The following is an 18,288-nucleotide window of genomic DNA, read 5'->3' on the forward strand; positions in this document are numbered from 1 at the left end:
ACGATAGAATGCTTCTGATAGATTGTGCATTTATCATAGAAGCCCAACACGTTGGACATCCACGGTAAACTCGTTCAAAGATGGCTTCATGACAATCATACAGCCTAGAAACTCAAGTCAGTTTTTTATGAAAGCTTAATGTTGATTTAACTTCAAGCATCTTTTTATTTGGCAACTTTATATTGGAGCTTCCAGATATGACCTTATCCGTGAATTAATATTTTCCGATTCGGACGTTTCAATTGACCATTGATTCTTTTAACACCTAAGTGATATAATTAGACAGAAAGGGGTCTACAATGTCCCTGAAAAATGGCAAGGCAAGTTATGTAGCATCTTTAGATAAAATGGAAAAAGGATTTAAAACATGGATTGTGTTTGGTACTATCGAAGAAATCAAGTAGTAGGTAAATGCTGTTGCGTGATGAGAGATTTGAATTTTAGAGAATAGTTTTCAACCAAAGGTAGTGTACGGAAAAGTTGAAATATCTTAACTTCAAGGCAGTAATGATCAGCACATCCAAAAATGCAGTCATTGATGAACTCGGGGATATGAGAATCTTACACTCTATCAAGATATTTAACGCTGAAAAATAAATTGCTAATTATTGCCAGTAATTGGATATCGCACTAAACATCCCTATCTGATTACGAATTTTGTTTAGTTGTTAAATTCACCTAACTTGCTGAAAACAGTCTGGCAAATTTAATGATCGAATTGCTTATATGAAATTTAACGAGGATGGTGTAAGGGAAATTCCTTTCGTTTTAGATACAAGTGCAATCAGTAAAATTAGATTGATGCTAGATGACTGTACTAAAACTATTCCCGATTATCCGCAGAACTTCTTTTCCGGAAAAGGGATAGTTATTTGTGCAGGCGGAATTTCTTATCTGACCTGCGCTTGGATATTAATTAATAGACTTAAAGAAGTTAAGTGTAAGCTGCCAGTCGAACTTTGGTTTAGGAGCGGCGAATTATCTCAACTCTCTATTCAAACTTTTAAGTCTTTGGGAATAGAATGCAGGATGTTTGATTCACAGAGCATTGAAAACTTAGACGGCGTTGGTCTAAAACCATTAGCTATTAAATTGAGTAAGTTCAAGGAAATACTATACCTTGATGCTGATAATTTTTGCCTGAAAGATCCTTCCTATTTATTTGATTATGAAAAATACAAAGAGTTTGGCGCGGTATTTTGGCCGGACTATTGGCGGACAGCTAAAGATAATCCAATATGGCAAATTGTAGATAATTATCAATACAATGATTTCGAACAGGAAAGCGGTCAGATAATGATAAACAAAGAGATTTGTTGGAAAGAGTTAAATCTGACGATCTATATGAACAAGGAAAAAAGAATTTTTTATCAATTACTTCTGGGCGACAAGGATACATTTAAATTTTCTTGGAATTTTCTTAAATCAAAGTTTCAAATGATCGGATTCGATGCAGGTAGCTGTGGATTTATTTGCTCCAAAGAAGGTTTTATTGGTAAGACAATGACACAGCATGATCCAAACGGAAACTTGCTTTTTCTTCATAGAAATTTAGGTAAGTGGAATGTAAATGATTCTTCACAGATTATCTGGAAATTTTTACTTAATTTTCAGGATAGTTCACTAGATCGCAAATACTTTCTCTGTGAAAATGACAAACATGGAAAGCATATGAAATTCGGTGGCAATTTTAAGACGAAACTTTTGCCAAAAGGATTTTTAACTATTGAACCCGCATGCTTGGCTAACTTGGCGGTGCTAGCTTCGATGCCATTTTTCCAGGAAGAATTACGAAGTGCCAAAGTTAGGTTGTCTCCTAAGACGTAATAAATCCAATCATGCTGTCAGGTTAATTATCGACTTTACACTTATCTTGATTCGATAATTTTTTTTACATTACATTGAACGAAAAATTGAATTTAAATCTAGCTGATTAATTTATGCAAAAAGCACTTAGGACATTTGTTGTAAATCTTAAAACGCGAACGGATAGGCGAGAGCATATATTACGAGAATTTTCTGATAAGCCGGAGTTCGATGTCACTTTAGTAGACGCGATAACTAGTAGTAGAGGTGGACTAGGCTTATGGCTAACTTTTAAACACATTGTAAGATCCTATGTGTCTCAAAATGATGAATTTATTCTTATATGTGAAGACGATCACATATTTACTGCTGAATACTCTCACAATTTGTTGCAAAATTGTATAATCAAGGCTCAAGAATTTAAAGCCGATATTCTCCTTGGTGGAGTTAGTTGGGTCTCAAGTATCAATTGTGTTCAGGATCATGTCTTTTGGGTAGAGGAATTCTCAGGAACTCAGTTTATGATAGTTTTTAAACAGTTTTATTCTGTTTTAAGAGATGCTAAGATGAATAGTGAAGGTGCAGCTGATTGGAAAGTTGGATCGTTAACACAGAAAAAAATGATCATCTTCCCATTTATTTCAACACAAAAAGAGTTTGGTTACTCTGACACGACTGTAAATAACAGGATACCTGGAAGAGTCAGTAATTTCTTCGACGCAACACAAAACAGGTTAAGATTGTTGACGAAGGTAGTGACCCATTTTCAAAAATTGGAATCATCAAGACCTGCAATTAGGTTTGGTGTTTTTCAGAAAATTTCAGTACCAACTTATATAATTAACTTGCCCCACAGGGTGGACCGTCTAAATCATATTATGTCTGAATTCGCCGATAAGCCTGAATTTATCTTGAATTTGGTAGTGGCAATACAACATAAGGTCGGCGCTTATGGTCTCTGGCAAACCATAAGGCAAATAGTTGAAAAAGCAAAGCAGGAAAAGGAGGAGATGATTGTAATTTGCGAAGACGACCATTATTTCACTGAGTTTTACAACAAGGAGTTCTTTTTTAAGAATGTTTTAGAGGCAGACTTCGATAAGGCGGCATTTCTTTCTGGCGGAACAGGTAAATTCGACTATGCAATCCCAGTTTCTAAAAATAGATATTGGGTAAGCCATTGTCTTTCAGCACAATTTTTGGTAATATACAGTCGATTTTTTGATGCAATTCTGAATGTGGAGTATGATGAAACGATCATTGCTGATATGACGTATTCTAAGATAACAACAAACAAAATTATTCTTTTCCCTTTCGTATCTGGACAAAAGGATTTCGGATATTCAGATGTAACTGATTTTCATAACACAAAAGCAGGAGTAGTCCAAAATATGTTTAATGAAGCCACCAATAGATTTCTGAACATTCATGCTGTTAATCTGCTTAAATATGAAAATTAACGTTGGCCAAAATTGGTTGGAAAAATGGATAGCGATCATACATTAATGGCCGCTATCCATACATCAAAGCTTTTCTAGTACATGCAAAGTATTGTTAACTACCTTCTCAATTTGGGGCTTTTTCTCATCTTTATAAAAGTAAACGATAAAGGCTTGCCGATAATCGTTTGCGAATAAAAAAACTTTATTATTGCCGTACCTTCCTAAGAAGGGAACGTTGCATTTTTTTCGAGAAAACAAGACTCCATATTTTGCATCCCATCTTCTTGATAACATTTCGCTATCTAATTCCGCTTTAGGCATCAATGTATCAGCTCGAAAACTGTAATGATTTTTCACATTTTGTACCCAATCCACTTTTTTATCAATTTTGTCTCCAGAAGGAGTCACATGTTGATAATTAGCCATCACTTGAACGGCAATTAGTATGGAACTGTCTTTATTGACCAAAACACGATCAAAATTGATATTGAACAGGTCATCACATGGCCATCGAGCATTATTTAGGAAAACGCCTGTGAAAATCTTAAAATTGTCGGGTACATTAAATTTTAAATTTGCATATTTCGCCCGCGCAATCCAGTTATCTGCATAGACTTGATCTAAAGAATCTAAGGACTGCGAATTTGCGCTTAGATTCAGGAATAATAACCACGAAATAATTAAAGACATTCTTCTCATAATACCCTGGATTGAATTGACATTAGTTGACGCCTACACTGAGAGACCAATCTATATCATTTTTATGTATTTCTCCAGTGGTTTCTGAAACCGGGTCCCAATAGGTATAATGATCGAGAGCCGGGCCCCCAGGTGCACCGTTACCCAATTTACTTTGAAGAATAATTGTGTGGTCGCTCCCTTCGCCAACAATCATTTCTTTGCCATTAGCTAAATGGGCATCTCTATCAGTCTGATTTGTCAAGATAGTATTAGATTTACCAGCAGCGTTTAGCAAACCTGACACCATGGAATTACTTGTTGCTACGCCTGTCACTACATTAGAATGTCCATCGATACCTGGATGGCTGGGATCCGCTGCGACAATTCCGCCGTTTCGTTTGTAATCCATGAAAAGTTCAACTTTTCTAGAGTGATCTCCTCCAGTTACTTTCGCCACAGCGCCAAACGTACATAATCCGTTACCATCCCAAGGAATGACATATCCGTCGACAATATATATGAGCTGTCCACCACTAATTTTTTGAACAGTATAGTCATACCCGGGACCATTATCCCCACCAGATTGAGAAGGTCCTGATCCACCAGAAGCTCCTCCAGACGGCAAGCTTGCATCCACATTATGGTACTCACCAGCCCCAATGTCTCCGCTATCCGCGGCAGCTAAAAATTCGTTCCACGTGTCATAACCGTAATAGCCGCCGTACCCCCCCCGGAGCGAATTTAATTCATCAAGCGTAAGGGGCTCCATCTCTCCAAGGAGCGCATCCAAATTCATTTTTAATTTGTTCATTGTTTTATATTTAGTTATAAATTATTGATTTCGATGGGCGTAGAGTATGTAAAACGATATTCGTGGAAACGAGCAAAAAATAATTCTTTTGGAGATCTAAATGTTCAAATAAAATAGAACTTAGCTGTAGGAAAATAGCTTGAGTATTACCGTGTTGCGTAGAATGCTTAGTTACTAAGTTATACAGTGGGTCATTGGTTAAAGATAAGGACATCGTTTCGGACAAGGAGTTAAGATGTTCGATGTTATCTGTTATAATCGCATTTGCTTGCTTATGTATTAAAAGAATATCAGAATGTTGAAAACCAGATTCCAAGATCGAAATTACCCTCGTTAGGTCAGAAAATAAATTTTTCGCTTTTTCCTGATATAACGCAGTAGCCATCAGGCATTGTAGTTCAATTCCAAAAGATAAAACGCTATCTTGCTCTATCTCACTCACACACAGTAGTTCCTTTATTTTTAATGATATTTCAAATCTTAACTCTAGTAAAAAATCATTACTTAGTAAAGATGTGGAACTTGGATACGGCCTGTAAACGTTGCTATATACCGAGTTATTTTTGAAGTCCATCAAAAATGAGTCAAGTGGAAATTTGACCTCGGGCTTTACAGACGGTCTTGATTCAATAAAGTTTGTAAATATGTTTTGCAAATCCTTTTTAATCGCATCGACACATTTTGGGTGGCAAAAAATGCTTAGTCTAATATGGTGACCTTGTTCTGACGAAAAATGGATGAAAAATTTCGAATCAGGAATACAATCTAGTTTATCCTCAAGAGCGGGGAACAGGCATTCAAGTAAAAGGTTATGCCAGTTGGGAATAGAGTAAAATATAGAGAATGAGAATTTGTGAGAGCGTGCATTCATCTTAATGAATATTGATTGTCGTTAAATTATTTACTAACCCAGATCCGTTGATATTAACAGTCAATTTTTTGGTTAAAAGATTATTTTCCATAATTAATCTATTCGAGATTTGATGGAAGAAGAACAGTGCATCCTGCAAAAGTTTTCGGTTATTTATCTTATAAAATAAAACATTGTTACTTTCCATAAGTACCTCAGAACCTGAATCCTGAGACTGAAGCAGAGATGTTCCGTATTTGGTACTCAGGGTCAAGCCTTCACCAAATGATCTCCATTGGCCGCTCAACCAGGCATTGCCTAACAGCGAATATTTATGATCTGAATTCATTCTTACTTTTATATCATAGAAAGCTTTATAAGACATAACGTTTACAATTGAACCTCTCATGAATTCATAATTATTGAATAAAAAAATCATTTCTGATTGTGAAGGGGAGATATAATTAATATACAGGGCTGTTAACTCGTCAGTATCTAAAATATTAATAATGCGCTCCTCATTTGAATGTTTAATTACTTTCAAAAACTCGTATCTATCTATCAAGACCTTCTTTAAACCTAGTAATTGCAATCTATTAACAAAATCGTTGTCTTCAAAGCCATAAAACTTCATCTCTTCATCGTAGCCGCCCAGATTTAAGAAGTGACTTCGTCTAACACATATTCGACCTAGCACATCATTTTTTACATATGATGACGATGTCTGGGTGGTTAGGAAGCAATTGTTATATTGTTGAAACTGATCATTCACATAAGCTGCAAAACCCTTTCCAACAAAGTTATCTGCGTCGATATTACAAATGATTTCCCCGGAAGCTAAGTTGAAAGCTAAATTCCTAGAATGTGACATACTATACTTTGAGGGATCGGTAGTTCTGTAAAAAACTAAAGTACCATCTGAAATATATTCACTAAGCTCATCCCGAACGTAACTTTCCAAACCGTCACTCGAATTATAGTCAAGTAAGACAAATTCTAGAGGCGCATAGTCTTTGTTGTCTTCTATATTTTTACGCAAAGTAACGCGTAATTGTAATAGCCGATTCATACAAGTTGTACAAAATGAAATTTTCAGTTTATTTTTCATGTTGAGAGCTCGGATATCTGGTTAAAGTTATTATGTAATATTACTATTATTTTTCATAATTTGCAAGAAGCGCTTCACATAAATTATAAGCCTCATTGTATGAATTTAAAACGCTTTCCGGTTGATCGCCAACTTGATATGATGGACTGTGGTCCAGCATGTCTTAAGATGATTGCCAAATATTATGGAAAATTTTACTCCCTACAATATTTAAGAGACATGTGCTCAATTTCTCGGGAGGGGGTCTCTATGTTGGATTTGTCCTATGGCGGCGAAAAGATTGGATTTAGATGCATATCTATAAAAGCAACCATCAACGATCTCCGCTATAAAATTCCACTACCCTGCATAGTTCATTGGGAAGATAACCACTTTCTGGTCGTGTATGAAGTCACTAAGACAAAGGTTCACGTTTCTGATCCATCTAAAGGCCTTGTTTCCTACTCATATGACGAATTCGCCTTGAAATGGTATAAAACTGGGCAGGAAAAAGGCGTGTTACTCGCACTCGAGCCTCAGGCTGATTTTAAAGCCAGGCAACAAGACGAACAGGTAGAACGACGGAGGACATTTTATACACTAATGGGTTACTTTAAACCTTATAAAACAAACTTCTTAAATCTATTTGTGGTAATGCTCTTTGTTACGGTGTTGCAAGCTCTACTGCCGTTCATTTCTAAAGCAGTAATAGATGTAGGAATTCAAAAGCAGGATGTAGACTTTATAAACATTGTACTTTTTGCAAACATTGCAATAATTGTTAGTATAACCTTGTCAAACGCTGTTAGAGACTGGATATTAACCCACATAGCGTCTAGGTTAAACATTGCGCTCATTTCCGATTATTTAATGAAGCTAATGAAGCTGCCAATAACTTTTTTTGAAAATAAGATGACTGGTGATATTCTGCAACGGGCAAATGATCATGAACGGATTCGAAGCTTCATTATGAACAATTCACTTAATCTGGTTTTTTCGGCATTAACATTTGTCGTGTTCAGTATAGTACTCCTAATTTATAACGCCTCTATTTTCTATACATTCATTATTGGAAGCACATTATATGTATTGTGGGTTCTGGGTTTCATGCGATTTAAACGAAAGCTTGATTGGAATTACTTCGAGTTGGTATCAAAAAACCAAAGCTACTGGGTTGAGACAATTGAAGCGATGCAAGACATCAAAATCAATAATTATGAGCAAGCTAAAAGGTGGAAATGGGAAAATATTCAGTCCAGGCTCTACACCGTAAATTTAAAAAGTTTGACAATTAATAATGCTCAGAATTTAGGAGCACAATTTATAGATAGTGTAAAGAATTTACTGATTACTTTTTTGTGTGCTAAAGCTGTTATTGCCGGTGAGATTACGTTTGGCGTTATGATATCCACTCAGTTTATTATTGGAATGCTTGCCGGGCCTGTACAGCAATTCGTTCAGTTTATCATACAAGGACAATTCGCTCATTTGAGTTTCCTTAGACTAAATGAGATTCATGAACTCGATGACGAAGATGATGATACTGGAACCAACGATATGGAACTCCTTAAAAACAAAGACATTTCTTTTCGAAACGTTGGTTTTAGATACTCATTTAATGCACCTCCTACATTACGATCTGTGAACATAGTGATTCCTGAAGGAAAAATTACAGCTATAGTTGGAGATAGTGGAAGTGGTAAAACAACCTTATTGAAACTATTACTGCGGCTATATAAGCCCTCCAGCGGCGAGATATTTATTGGTGATATGAACATCAATAACATTAGTCTTAAACAATGGCGAAATAAGATTGGTGTAGTGATGCAAGATGGTAAAATTTTCAACGATACAATACTAAATAATATTGTACTTGATGCAGAAAAAGTAGACTATGAGAGACTCAGACATGCGGTTGAGACTGCTAATATATCTGTGGAGATTGAACGTCTCCCATTGGGATACAAAACGGTGATGGGGGAAAGAGGGAGGGGATTAAGTGGGGGCCAAAAACAAAGGATATTGATTGCACGGGCACTTTATAAAGACCCGGATATTCTTTTTTTTGATGAAGCAACGAATGCGTTGGATACAATTAATGAGCAGAAGATAATTGAAGCTCTTGAAACCGTCTTCAAACAGAGGACAGTAGTAGTTATTGCTCACAGACTAAGTACCATAAGAAAGGCTGATCAGATTATTGTTATGCGTGAAGGCCATATCGTCGAGTTGGGTAATCATGAAAACCTTATGAAAAATAAAGGCAGATATTATAATTTGGTAGCATCGCAATATGATCTTGCGTTCAATTTAGACATCAAGGAAAGTGTAGGTGAGTTGGAAATCAACAAGGATGATCAAGAAAAAATTCAATCCCAAACACCACTTGCTACAAAGCGAAAGAGAAAGGTATGAAAAAGGAACTTAAGAATTCGGAACGGACCGAAGAAGTCCATGAAATAATTAGTCGAATGCCCACGGGCATTGGAATTAAAATCACAATTTTCATCTCTATTATTTTAATAATTTTTTTCACTCTTGCTTGGATTATTAAATATCCAGATTCAGTTACCGGGGAAATGGTAATTAACTCAACAATGTCCCCAGTTAAGTTAATTGCCAATTCATCCGGAAAAATCAGGCTAGCAAAATATAAAAACCAAGATTTCATTCGGGAAGGTCAATATATTGCGATTATGCAAAATCCAGCTCACATTGAGGATATTCAAAGATTAATTACTTTGACAAGCCAGTTCCTGAAAAAGAAAAACGATAAGCGAATACAACAGGTTTTTCCTTACGACCTTTCACTCGGCGAGCTTAATGTTCCTTATTACAAGTTTCTAAATATTCTAAACCAGTATTATACACACCGAAAGGCATCTTTGTTTGATAAGCAGCTTGAGATTTTAAATACGTTGAGCACTGAATATGAAAAGATATTATCGATTTCAGAAAAGAGGGCGGCAATGAACGCAAAAAGTCTAAAGTATGTAAACAAATTTCAGTCAAAGGACTCAATACTTTTCAAGAAGAAAGTTCTTTCTGAGTCAGAATATGATAGGTCAGAAATGACTTCTCTTTCCGCACAAGACATCTATCAGACTTTGTTGAAAGATATAAGCAATACGAGAAGTCAATTGCGTCAAACACAAAACGACATTCAACAGATGACTATTCAGAAGACTGAACGAGATAGACAACTGGAATTGGAACTAATCACATCATTTGTTGACTTACAGGATAACATTAATATGTGGGAACAACGATACGTTTTCAAAGCTCCATTTGACGGTACGATACAATTCTTGAAATTTTGGAATGATAATCAATATATACAAACTGGGGAGCCAGTCTTTACTATTATCCCTGTAAATAGTTCTATCATAGGACAGATGACACTTCCTTCAGCTGGAGCGGGAAAAGTTAAAGTTGGACAAAGCGTAATTGTCAAACTTAGAGATTATCCATATTTCGAGTATGGCAGTATCAATGGAAGGGTAGCGTCTATTGCGCAAACATCCAATAATTTAAGAACACAAAATGGTGAAGTAGAGACTTACCTTGTGAATGTTGACTTACCAAATAAACTGACGACAAATTTTGGCACACAACTCGACTTTAAGTTTGAAATTAAAGGAACTGGAGATATTATAACAAATGACAGGCGTTTGTTGGAACGGTTTTTTGATAATCTAAAATACAAATTAACGGCCAAATAGATGCTGATTATCTGCTACATCCAAGAATGAAGCCAATAATGTATGCAGGGTTGCGTAATTATTTTATTTGGGCGTGATGCTATTTCATCGTAAGAGTAAGCAAAAACCTCGGCTAAAGAAATACTCTCCATACTGGTTTGAGGATGAACCTGCAAACTGTCACGCATCCTGAAAGGACCAGAATATTGTGGAGTAGTATACCGGTCGCGTTTTCCGCTTTCATATAAATACGCTATGTCTTTGCTTAAGTTCAGAAGAAATTCGTCTTTAAGACACGCGCAAAAAAACTCTGAAGCAATCGATTCATTAGATTCATCTACAAGCATATAACCATTTACATGCTTCAATGACAACGCAGTAAACGCTTTCATGTCCAAAAGCTCAACATCCCAATCTATATAGTACCCACCGTAAGTGTATATTATTAAATATCGAGCCACATCTGCAGCTTCCGCATGATTTCTTGCATAATAAAAGCTATCAAAAGCAAACTCGTAGTTGTCAAGGAGGAACTTGCCAATGCTCTCATCATCCCAGATAAGGATTTGGTAACCCTCTGACTCCATGATCTTCCAAGAACATAAGCATGAGTCTATTAAAGTCGATGTATAAGGTCCGACAATATGATGTATAATTTTCGGAATCATTTAATTTACTAGAGACTAAGAGAATTCATGTTTAAACTACTGATCACATATGCATACAACTATAAACACAGCTTGAAACTAAAAAAAAAACTTGATAAATCTATGAATATTGTAACTTTATCACAATCAATTCCACAATTTTCATCAAAACCCCACGCACATTCTTCGCCGTTGTCTGCGTGACATTCTTGTACTTCGTACTTAGATTTCCAGATGAAATATCCTTTTCCTCCGTCCTTACTCCAGCCTCATGCGCTGCATAAGCAACAGCTGCAGTTTTTTTCATATCGACACTTTCACGATTTTTGTATTCGCTCTGGCCCATATCAATTTATATGATAGATTTAACAACATATATTACGATTTATTGTTGACTAATTCCCTTGTACAAGGAGCCAAAGACTGGCTAAACTTAGTGGAAGAGGGTTAAATGGATCCTCTTCAAGTCTGATGGCCACGAAGAAATCCCGTTCAAATTGTTCCGAGTTTTATATCACCGTGACCAAACTAATTTTGCTTCAACAGATTTTTACAACCAGCACACCCCCGAAGAATAATATTTCCTTAGACAAATTCCCCATGCCGACTTCGCAAAATCTTGTTCAAATGATTTTCCATCTCGCCAATCCCTCGCCATAGACGAAGATTGATCGATCAGAAAGATAAGATAACCGGGAGTTGCTGTGTTCCATTGCTTTGAATAATTACTCATTTTTAAGCTTCAAAATTTTGATTATGATCAAAAGTACATATAATCGTATACCATCACTATTGGACATCAATAATTAGTTCTTTTGCCGTTAAGCAATGAATCCTTATAACCTATATATTTTTCTGTAAAGCTGAGGTAGATATTATCCCTAAAAGTTATCATTATCTCCAAGCTTCGATAGGTATAGTCCTATCAGAAAATAGTCTTTAATAAGTTATTGAAGCGATTCGAGATTGTGATTTAGTTGCCAGAGTTTTAGGAGTACAACAAAACATGAGAGTATTTTGCAAGTTAATGTCGAGGGCGGGTAATCACTAATGGTAGTTTGATAATTCGCCGATATTTTATGTTAATAAAAAGTCACGATAATATGTCGATAGGTAAAGTAAGACTCTAGTAGACAGTTGGCCAGCGTCAACTTGTTGATAAAAAACACCAGGGTTCGAGTCCCTATATTTGGGTTGATATAGCGGTTGCAGCTATTTTTTTGTCAAGAATTCGGTGAGTAGTTCGGTGAGTTAAGAATGAAATCTCGATGGAATATGCGTTTAAATGGTCAGGAAGCTTGGGTTCGAGTCCCGTCCGGTCTTTTATGGTGGTAATGCCCACTGTTAACCCCCAGACTTTCAGTAATCTGCATAGAATTGGTCATATTATAAACTTTAATTCTTAAGTCTTTTAATATTTGAACTTTTAACGAAAAAGTGTCGGTTCGAAGACAAAAATATATTTGCTATTAATCACTACTACTCGAGGCTGAACCTACTCGAAAGATATTTCTGAAAATTTCAATTGTCTATTAAAAGACGGCTAAATTTCGTCATAAGCGCAGTTTTACATGGCGGTAAGCTTTTTTAAATCCTCATAAAAATGGATCGATAAATGTTCTGCTAGGTCGACTTTAGTAACAATAATTCCGAGAACATGACATTCATTGACCGCTCGATGCTTTCCCGTCACCTCAAAAACCTGATAACAGGCTTATAAATCACACGCTTCCCTTGATAGCTTCTGATGCTGTTGATGACAACGAATGCGCCATTGACAATGTATAAGATCGGAGTAAGGAGCACTAAAGCAATTTCTTTTCCTCCAAAGTTCAAAAATGTTATATCCGGATGTTTGAAGGCTACCGGAAATATCAGTCCTATAAATATAATGGCGTACACAAAGAATATCAACAGGCACCATGATATCTGAAAGTTCAGCAGGCGTTTTCCCATTTCATTCGCATACTTTATTTTATCTCTCTTTAAAATCCATATGGCAAGCGGCACGATGATGCCGAGTAAGGGAAATGCAATAAAACTTAGTGCAGACAAGTTGAAAAAGGCTAAAAACCCCCTGTCTTCCTGTTCAGTCCAGTCTATCAATTCATCGGGTGTGACATTCAAGGCTATGGCAATTCTCTTCAGCGTATCACCCCTTGGATCTGTTTCGCCGCTTTCAATTCGCTGTACAGTACGAAGGTTAATTTGTGCAGTTTCAGACAACTTCTCCTGGCTCAGTCCTCTGCGAAGTCTTAAATCTTTAATTCTTTGAGCTAATTCAATATTTTTCATTTTTCTAAATTTTATGCCTCAAAGGTATGCTAAGCACCTATTTATTTCTTAAGACTTGTTTACGGCATATTTACGGCATATATGTCCGGGCCATATTTAATGAAAATATAGGCCAGTGATATTTCATTCGCACCAGATTTTACTTCATTCGCACCGCCTCAGATATCATTGGCACTTTTATTTGCATTTCTGAAATAATACTCGTAATGCCAATTCTTCCGCTATCACCCAAACCAATATTCTGACAAAAATTTCGAAATATTGAGCTATACTTAATAATTATGAATTAAAAACGAATTTATTGATTAACTAAAATTCCTAATAATTAAAAAATACTTTTATAAATGAAATGAGATCTATATCTTAGGCGCCAGTTATCATTTATGCAAAAGGAAATAGACATACCAATATTCAATAAAAGGCAGAAACGTTCATCCAAACCGCGTAAGAAAAGTGATGAACTGTTAAAGGGTGCTTTTGAAGATCATTTTTTCGACTTCTTACGCTTTGTATATCCGGATGCTGAAGACATCATAGATTTTTCAAAAGGAGTTGAATTTATGGATAAAGAATTATTTGCTATTGTTCCAAATAGAGAAAGTAAAGGCGACAAGCGGGAGGCCGACTTACTGGCTAAGCTGTATTTAAAAGATGGTACAGAAAAATGGGTAATATTGAATGTAGAAATTGAAGGAGGAAATGATGTAGATTTCGCTTTTCGTCTACTTCAGTATAACTATAGGATTCGCGATAGATATAAGACCTCCGCTGCCACTATAGTTGTGTTTACTGGCGATAAAAATCAGAAACAGCCTACTGAATATAAAGATGTGCTGCTTGGCACTATACTATCTTTTAAATATACCACCTACCATGTGTTTGATCACAGTCAAGCTTTTCTTCTTGAAACACCAAATCCCTTTGCACTCATTGTCTTAGCTTGTCAAAAGGCCCTGCTCGAAGGGAAAATACCCGAAGAAGAATTGAGCCAAGAAAGACTGACTATTGTAAAAGCATTACTTATTCAGAAATACGATCGTGACAAGATCATGCGCTTTATGGGCTTTATTAAAAATTTCATTTTCATTAAAAATAAAGATATTAATGCTAAATTTGATCAGCAAGTCAGAGCATTAACTGGAGGAACTATAGATATGGGAATCATCGAAACATTAAAAATGCAGGAAAGACGTGAAGGAGAAGCCAAAGGTCGTCAGAGCGAACGTACTAAAGCCAAAGAAGAAAAAAGGCAAATCGCACACAATTTAAAAAACAAGGGCATAGATATGCAAATTATTGCCGAGGCCACGAGCCTATCTTTTAAGGAAATAGAAGCACTTTAAAGGTTAAAAATAATATTTATAAACTTCCTCTCCGCCTTTCTTGAAAAAAAATAGCACTTTCCGAACGTCAAAATAAACTCACGGACCCTTCTCCGGAATCGAATTGATGGCAATAACAAAATATAAGCATCCGGGTGGGATTAGCAGTAGTTTTGTTCTCGGGCTTAGATATTGTAAGATCTTTTTTCATGCTATCGAAAACAGCCTTAGTGAGCGCGTGGTTTTGGAACTTTTTAAGGATTTTAATCGAAGCTATCGATAAGTCTGTGGTTAGATCAACCTGGAAAACTGCAAATCCGTCCTTGTTTTTGTAGCCTTCAATCATCTCCAAGTTCTCGTTGAATGCAGTAAGATGGAGAGGGTTTGGGTCAAACAGTTTTTTCTTACTCAAATATTCAAGAACCTGTTGCTTTAACGCAATCCCCCTTCTGTAATTCCGCTCCGCCTTGGTATACTTAATCGGATCGAACGTTTCACTTAGATTTAAACTACCTGAGCAAAAGCCGAAGCTAAGTACCCCTTGCCATTCAGAAGCAAATATGAGCCAGGTTGAGTTGACCGACGGTAAAAAACGACAAGAGCTATTTAGTGTACTTAATATTTTAAGTTTTTTAAGGTGCTCCCCTTTATACAAAGTGATCAATTCAATTTCTGCATCATGATAGCTCTTGTTTTTGGGATCTGGAGTTATTTTTAGAATTTTAGCCTTGGCCACAAATTGGGAATGCTGGAAATTATCCTCGACCCGGATTGAGGCACATGAGCATGCATACGCCCCGGTTGAAAGAAGGAGTAAGGCATGGAAAAGTATAATGTTGAATTTTGTCATAATCTTTTTTGTTAAAGGATAGATGATTCATCATGTTATCCACTTAAGGTACGGGAATTATTGGATCAATTTCAAAAAGCTTGTTGTGAGTATGATGGTATTGAATGTAATTCTTTGCTGCTTTAAAAAGAATATTTATTTTTGGCCAGGGCAAATCTTGCAGTTTCATCAGTTCGGGATGTAGCGTAGCCCGGTATCGCGCCAGCATGGGGTGCTGGAGGTCGTGGGTTCGAATCCCGCCATCCCGACTTTACTAGCAATAAGGCTGAGAACATGAAATTCATTAACTGTTCGACGCAGATTATTTATTAGGGACCTGGAGAGGTATGACCGCTAGGATTGTGAGTGATAACATTCCTCCAGAAACACATTCAGTCAACTGGAGAATTCACAAAATAGATTTGAAAAAGAATCAGTTGGAAATGACGGAGTTCTATCACAAGCTGATTGCGCATGATTCCCATAGCATAGAAAGACCCAGAAAGGTCTATAACGCCCGTTTAGTGGATAAATCATTATTTGTTGAATTGAAAGACATCAAAACTGACACGACATTTACCTTAAAGCTTTCGCCGAAAATGATGCAGGAGTTCCAGACGTTGCAAAACGAAATAGGAGAACTGGTAATCAGAGGGTCGCTGGTTCGAGCCCAGCAGAGGGAGCCAATGCCCTTCACGATATCGTGAAGGGCATTTCTATTTTTAGCTGATTTTCAAATCGTTGCATACGTTAAATGGAGGCCGATTTTTGGTTCGAGCCCAGTGTCCGCACCCATACTGTGCAAAGCGTCTAAAAAACTCAAAGTTGCTTCACTAACACCTTCTTAGCGAATAGATTATAGTTTATATGCTCAGCTTTTTTTGGTTCGATGCTGTCAAATTCGACAGGACTGCAAGTTTTAATAGCATTATATAGATTAAATGCCTGGTTTGAAAAAAAATAAATTAAATCAATATATTTTTCTGCTTCCTCTTCTGAAAGATTCGTGCCTTTGACTTTGAAGTCCTCGAGTGGTTATTTACGATCAAAACTCGTTATTAGGTGGTTTTGTTAAAGCCGTTGAAATTACGAGCCCTTAGTATTTTTTTTAGAATAAATTAGCATTATATGATCAGATATAACCAAATTAAGGAATTAATCGAATTCAATTTAAATACTACTTTAAATGATCTCGAAGTTATTAGAAACGGAGCAATTTTCGAGGGAGAACCAATTAGCATTACAATCATGGGCAAATATGGTTTTGGTAAAACTTATAGTTTAACTTACGAATACGAGTGGTTAAAAGAAAAGCAAGACATTGGTGAGCTAAGTATTTATCTTTTACAAATCCGAGAAAACATTATTAAAGAAAATAACTAATAGATTTCGCGATGAAATCCAACCTAATTATTGTTGGTTTTTCAATGAATGATTTATATTATCCCATTATTCTAAATAATATTCATCAATCCTTGCAATTCTCTTAAGGTCATAAAGTGGGGTTTCTAGAAAAGTAAATAGGCTCCAGAGCTCAGATTTTCAATTCTAAAAATCGCGAAAAGGCCCCATTTATACCAATAGAATGGGACTTTTGTTTGTATAACAGGAAGTTTTGCATCAAGCGGCAAAAAAGGTTTCGTACACTATTACAAAAATGGTAGTTCCTACAATCTTAAAATCTGGGTTTGCCATAAAAGTCAAACTAGATTTATTGACACTTCACATTTCTTGTGTGGCAAACAGTTAAAGAAACATCCAGAAAACAAGAGTGAATTTCTAATTAACGACCCATTTACCAAGAAAATAGTCAATTCAGATTTAGATGAGTATAGCCTCGCAATCAGTAATCTTGTTTCCAGATTGAAATTCTTCATATAGCTGTGAATATTTATTTACAGCTATCCCGCTCTTTATCAAAAGGTATATTTTTAATTCGCTTATACCAGATTTTTTATAAACTTATAAATCATGATGAGTGATCAGTTCCGGTAATTACATCCTTCCATGCTTCAATATCATTTGCGAAATTGGCAGTTTTAGTTTGGTAACTCTCTAATGCATCTTTACCCAAAGGAAGATGCAAAGGAGGTTTTTGGCTATACACAATTTGTATCAGCGCATCAGCCAGTTTTTTAGGATCACCAGGCTGCATTTTATTAACCATTACCGCTCTTGAACGCATTTTTCCCACAGTATCTTCGTAGTCATCAATAATATTGGAAATGGTATTTAATGAAGATCCATCCAAAAAGTTCGTACGGAAATAACCAGGTTCAACTGCTGTAACATGAATATTTAAGGGGGTTAGCTCTTTGGAAAGCGCCTCACTAAAACCTTCCACTGCAAATTTCGTCGAATTATATAAACCCCAACCGGCTGACCCGGATAGACCTCCAACAGAAGATATATTGATAATGTGCCCACTGCGCTGATTGCGTAAATGAGGCAGCGTGTGACGGATCATGTTTAAAGTACCAAACACGTTAGTGTCATACATGTGACGGATCTCTTTATCTGATGCTTCTTCCACGGCCGCCAATAAACCGAATCCCGCATTGTTCAGCAGGACATCAATTTTACCAAATTTTGATATCGCATGGCCTATCGCTTCTATCACTTGTTCTTCCTGTGTGACATCCAGACTTACTACAAATAGATTTTCATGCTTAAGTTTTTCTAATTCTGGCGCCCGGTTTCTTGCTCCGGCTACTACATTGTCACCCGAAGCCAGTACTGCCTTTGTGATTTCTAATCCCAAGCCCCTAGATGCTCCTGTGATAAACCATGTTTTTTGATCATTCATTTTTTTTAACT

Annotated in this window: 16 protein-coding genes and 1 tRNA gene; 8 read left to right on the forward strand and 9 right to left on the reverse strand. The window is 36.3% G+C overall.

Annotated features, from left to right (window positions below):
- Positions 1-726: 726 nt before the first annotated feature.
- Together EZ437_RS10905 and EZ437_RS10910 are read left to right on the forward strand one after the other, a co-directional pair.
- The gene (locus EZ437_RS10905; RefSeq protein WP_131595948.1) at positions 727-1,827 is read left to right on the forward strand and encodes an alpha-mannosyltransferase; all 1,101 of its coding nucleotides are present in this window, start codon (positions 727-729) and stop codon (positions 1,825-1,827) included.
- Positions 1,828-1,940: 113 nt separating this feature from the next.
- Complete coding sequence (locus EZ437_RS10910; protein ID WP_131595949.1) at positions 1,941-3,266, forward strand: glycosyltransferase family 25 protein; 1,326 nt, start codon at positions 1,941-1,943, stop codon at positions 3,264-3,266.
- A gap of 63 nt (positions 3,267-3,329) precedes the next feature.
- On the opposite strand, the gene EZ437_RS10915 is transcribed toward EZ437_RS10910, so the two are convergent.
- Genes EZ437_RS10915 through EZ437_RS10930 form a run of 4 tightly spaced genes read right to left on the reverse strand, consistent with a single transcriptional unit; the run spans position 3,330 to position 6,698 of the window.
- Positions 3,330-3,947: a hypothetical protein gene (locus EZ437_RS10915; protein WP_131595950.1), complete on the reverse strand. Its 618-nt coding sequence runs from the start codon at positions 3,945-3,947 to the stop codon at positions 3,330-3,332.
- Between the two features lie 22 nt (positions 3,948-3,969).
- Positions 3,970-4,740, reverse strand: a complete 771-nt coding sequence (locus EZ437_RS10920) for a hypothetical protein (protein ID WP_131595951.1) — start codon at positions 4,738-4,740, stop codon at positions 3,970-3,972.
- A gap of 10 nt (positions 4,741-4,750) precedes the next feature.
- Positions 4,751-5,611 carry a lantibiotic dehydratase C-terminal domain-containing protein gene (locus EZ437_RS10925; protein ID WP_131595952.1) on the reverse strand — a complete coding sequence of 287 codons (861 nt, stop codon included), beginning with the start codon at positions 5,609-5,611 and terminating at the stop codon, positions 4,751-4,753.
- A gap of 1 nt (position 5,612) precedes the next feature.
- On the reverse strand, positions 5,613-6,698 hold the full coding sequence (locus EZ437_RS10930) for a glycosyltransferase (RefSeq protein ID WP_131595953.1): 1,086 nt from the start codon (positions 6,696-6,698) through the stop codon (positions 5,613-5,615).
- A gap of 99 nt (positions 6,699-6,797) precedes the next feature.
- On the opposite strand from EZ437_RS10930, the gene EZ437_RS10935 reads away from it, so the two are divergent.
- On the forward strand, positions 6,798-9,092 hold the full coding sequence (locus EZ437_RS10935; RefSeq protein ID WP_131595954.1) for a peptidase domain-containing ABC transporter: 2,295 nt from the start codon (positions 6,798-6,800) through the stop codon (positions 9,090-9,092).
- Positions 9,089-10,399: an HlyD family secretion protein gene (locus EZ437_RS10940; RefSeq protein ID WP_131595955.1), complete on the forward strand. Its 1,311-nt coding sequence runs from the start codon at positions 9,089-9,091 to the stop codon at positions 10,397-10,399. Before EZ437_RS10935 ends, EZ437_RS10940 begins: the two co-directional genes overlap by 4 nt.
- Before the next feature lie 14 nt (positions 10,400-10,413).
- Here the strand turns inward: EZ437_RS10940 and EZ437_RS10945 are convergent, their stop codons facing one another.
- From EZ437_RS10945 to EZ437_RS10955, 3 genes are all read right to left on the reverse strand, one after another.
- A complete protein-coding gene (locus tag EZ437_RS10945) occupies positions 10,414-10,965 on the reverse strand; it encodes a glycosyltransferase (protein ID WP_165500387.1) in 552 nt (183 codons plus the stop codon).
- A gap of 181 nt (positions 10,966-11,146) precedes the next feature.
- A complete protein-coding gene (locus EZ437_RS10950) occupies positions 11,147-11,371 on the reverse strand; it encodes a hypothetical protein (protein ID WP_131595957.1) in 225 nt (74 codons plus the stop codon).
- Between the two features lie 1,343 nt (positions 11,372-12,714).
- A complete protein-coding gene (locus EZ437_RS10955; protein WP_131595958.1) occupies positions 12,715-13,320 on the reverse strand; it encodes a helix-turn-helix domain-containing protein in 606 nt (201 codons plus the stop codon).
- Positions 13,321-13,703: 383 nt separating this feature from the next.
- Here EZ437_RS10955 and EZ437_RS10960 point away from each other — a divergent pair, with 383 nt between their 5' ends.
- Entirely contained in the window at positions 13,704-14,663 is a 960-nt protein-coding gene (locus EZ437_RS10960) for an RpnC/YadD family protein (protein ID WP_131595959.1), read from the forward strand.
- A 67-nt stretch (positions 14,664-14,730) separates the two neighbouring features.
- Here the strand turns inward: EZ437_RS10960 and EZ437_RS10965 are convergent, their stop codons facing one another.
- Entirely contained in the window at positions 14,731-15,492 is a 762-nt protein-coding gene (locus tag EZ437_RS10965; protein ID WP_131595960.1) for a hypothetical protein, read from the reverse strand.
- Positions 15,493-15,666: 174 nt separating this feature from the next.
- Between EZ437_RS10965 and EZ437_RS10970 the strand changes: the two genes are divergently transcribed.
- From EZ437_RS10970 to EZ437_RS10980, 3 genes are all read left to right on the forward strand, one after another.
- Positions 15,667-15,740: transfer RNA gene (locus tag EZ437_RS10970), tRNA-Pro, on the forward strand.
- A 78-nt stretch (positions 15,741-15,818) separates the two neighbouring features.
- A complete protein-coding gene (locus EZ437_RS10975) occupies positions 15,819-16,178 on the forward strand; it encodes a hypothetical protein (RefSeq protein ID WP_131595961.1) in 360 nt (119 codons plus the stop codon).
- A 421-nt stretch (positions 16,179-16,599) separates the two neighbouring features.
- Complete coding sequence (locus EZ437_RS10980; RefSeq protein ID WP_131595962.1) at positions 16,600-16,854, forward strand: hypothetical protein; 255 nt, start codon at positions 16,600-16,602, stop codon at positions 16,852-16,854.
- A gap of 586 nt (positions 16,855-17,440) precedes the next feature.
- On the opposite strand, the gene EZ437_RS10985 is transcribed toward EZ437_RS10980, so the two are convergent.
- Positions 17,441-18,277, reverse strand: coding sequence for an oxidoreductase (locus EZ437_RS10985; protein WP_131595963.1), 837 nt, complete (start codon positions 18,275-18,277; stop codon positions 17,441-17,443).
- Between the last annotated feature and the right edge of the window lie 11 nt (positions 18,278-18,288).

Source organism: Pedobacter psychroterrae, from assembly GCF_004331695.1.
GTDB lineage: Bacteria > Bacteroidota > Bacteroidia > Sphingobacteriales > Sphingobacteriaceae > Pedobacter > Pedobacter psychroterrae.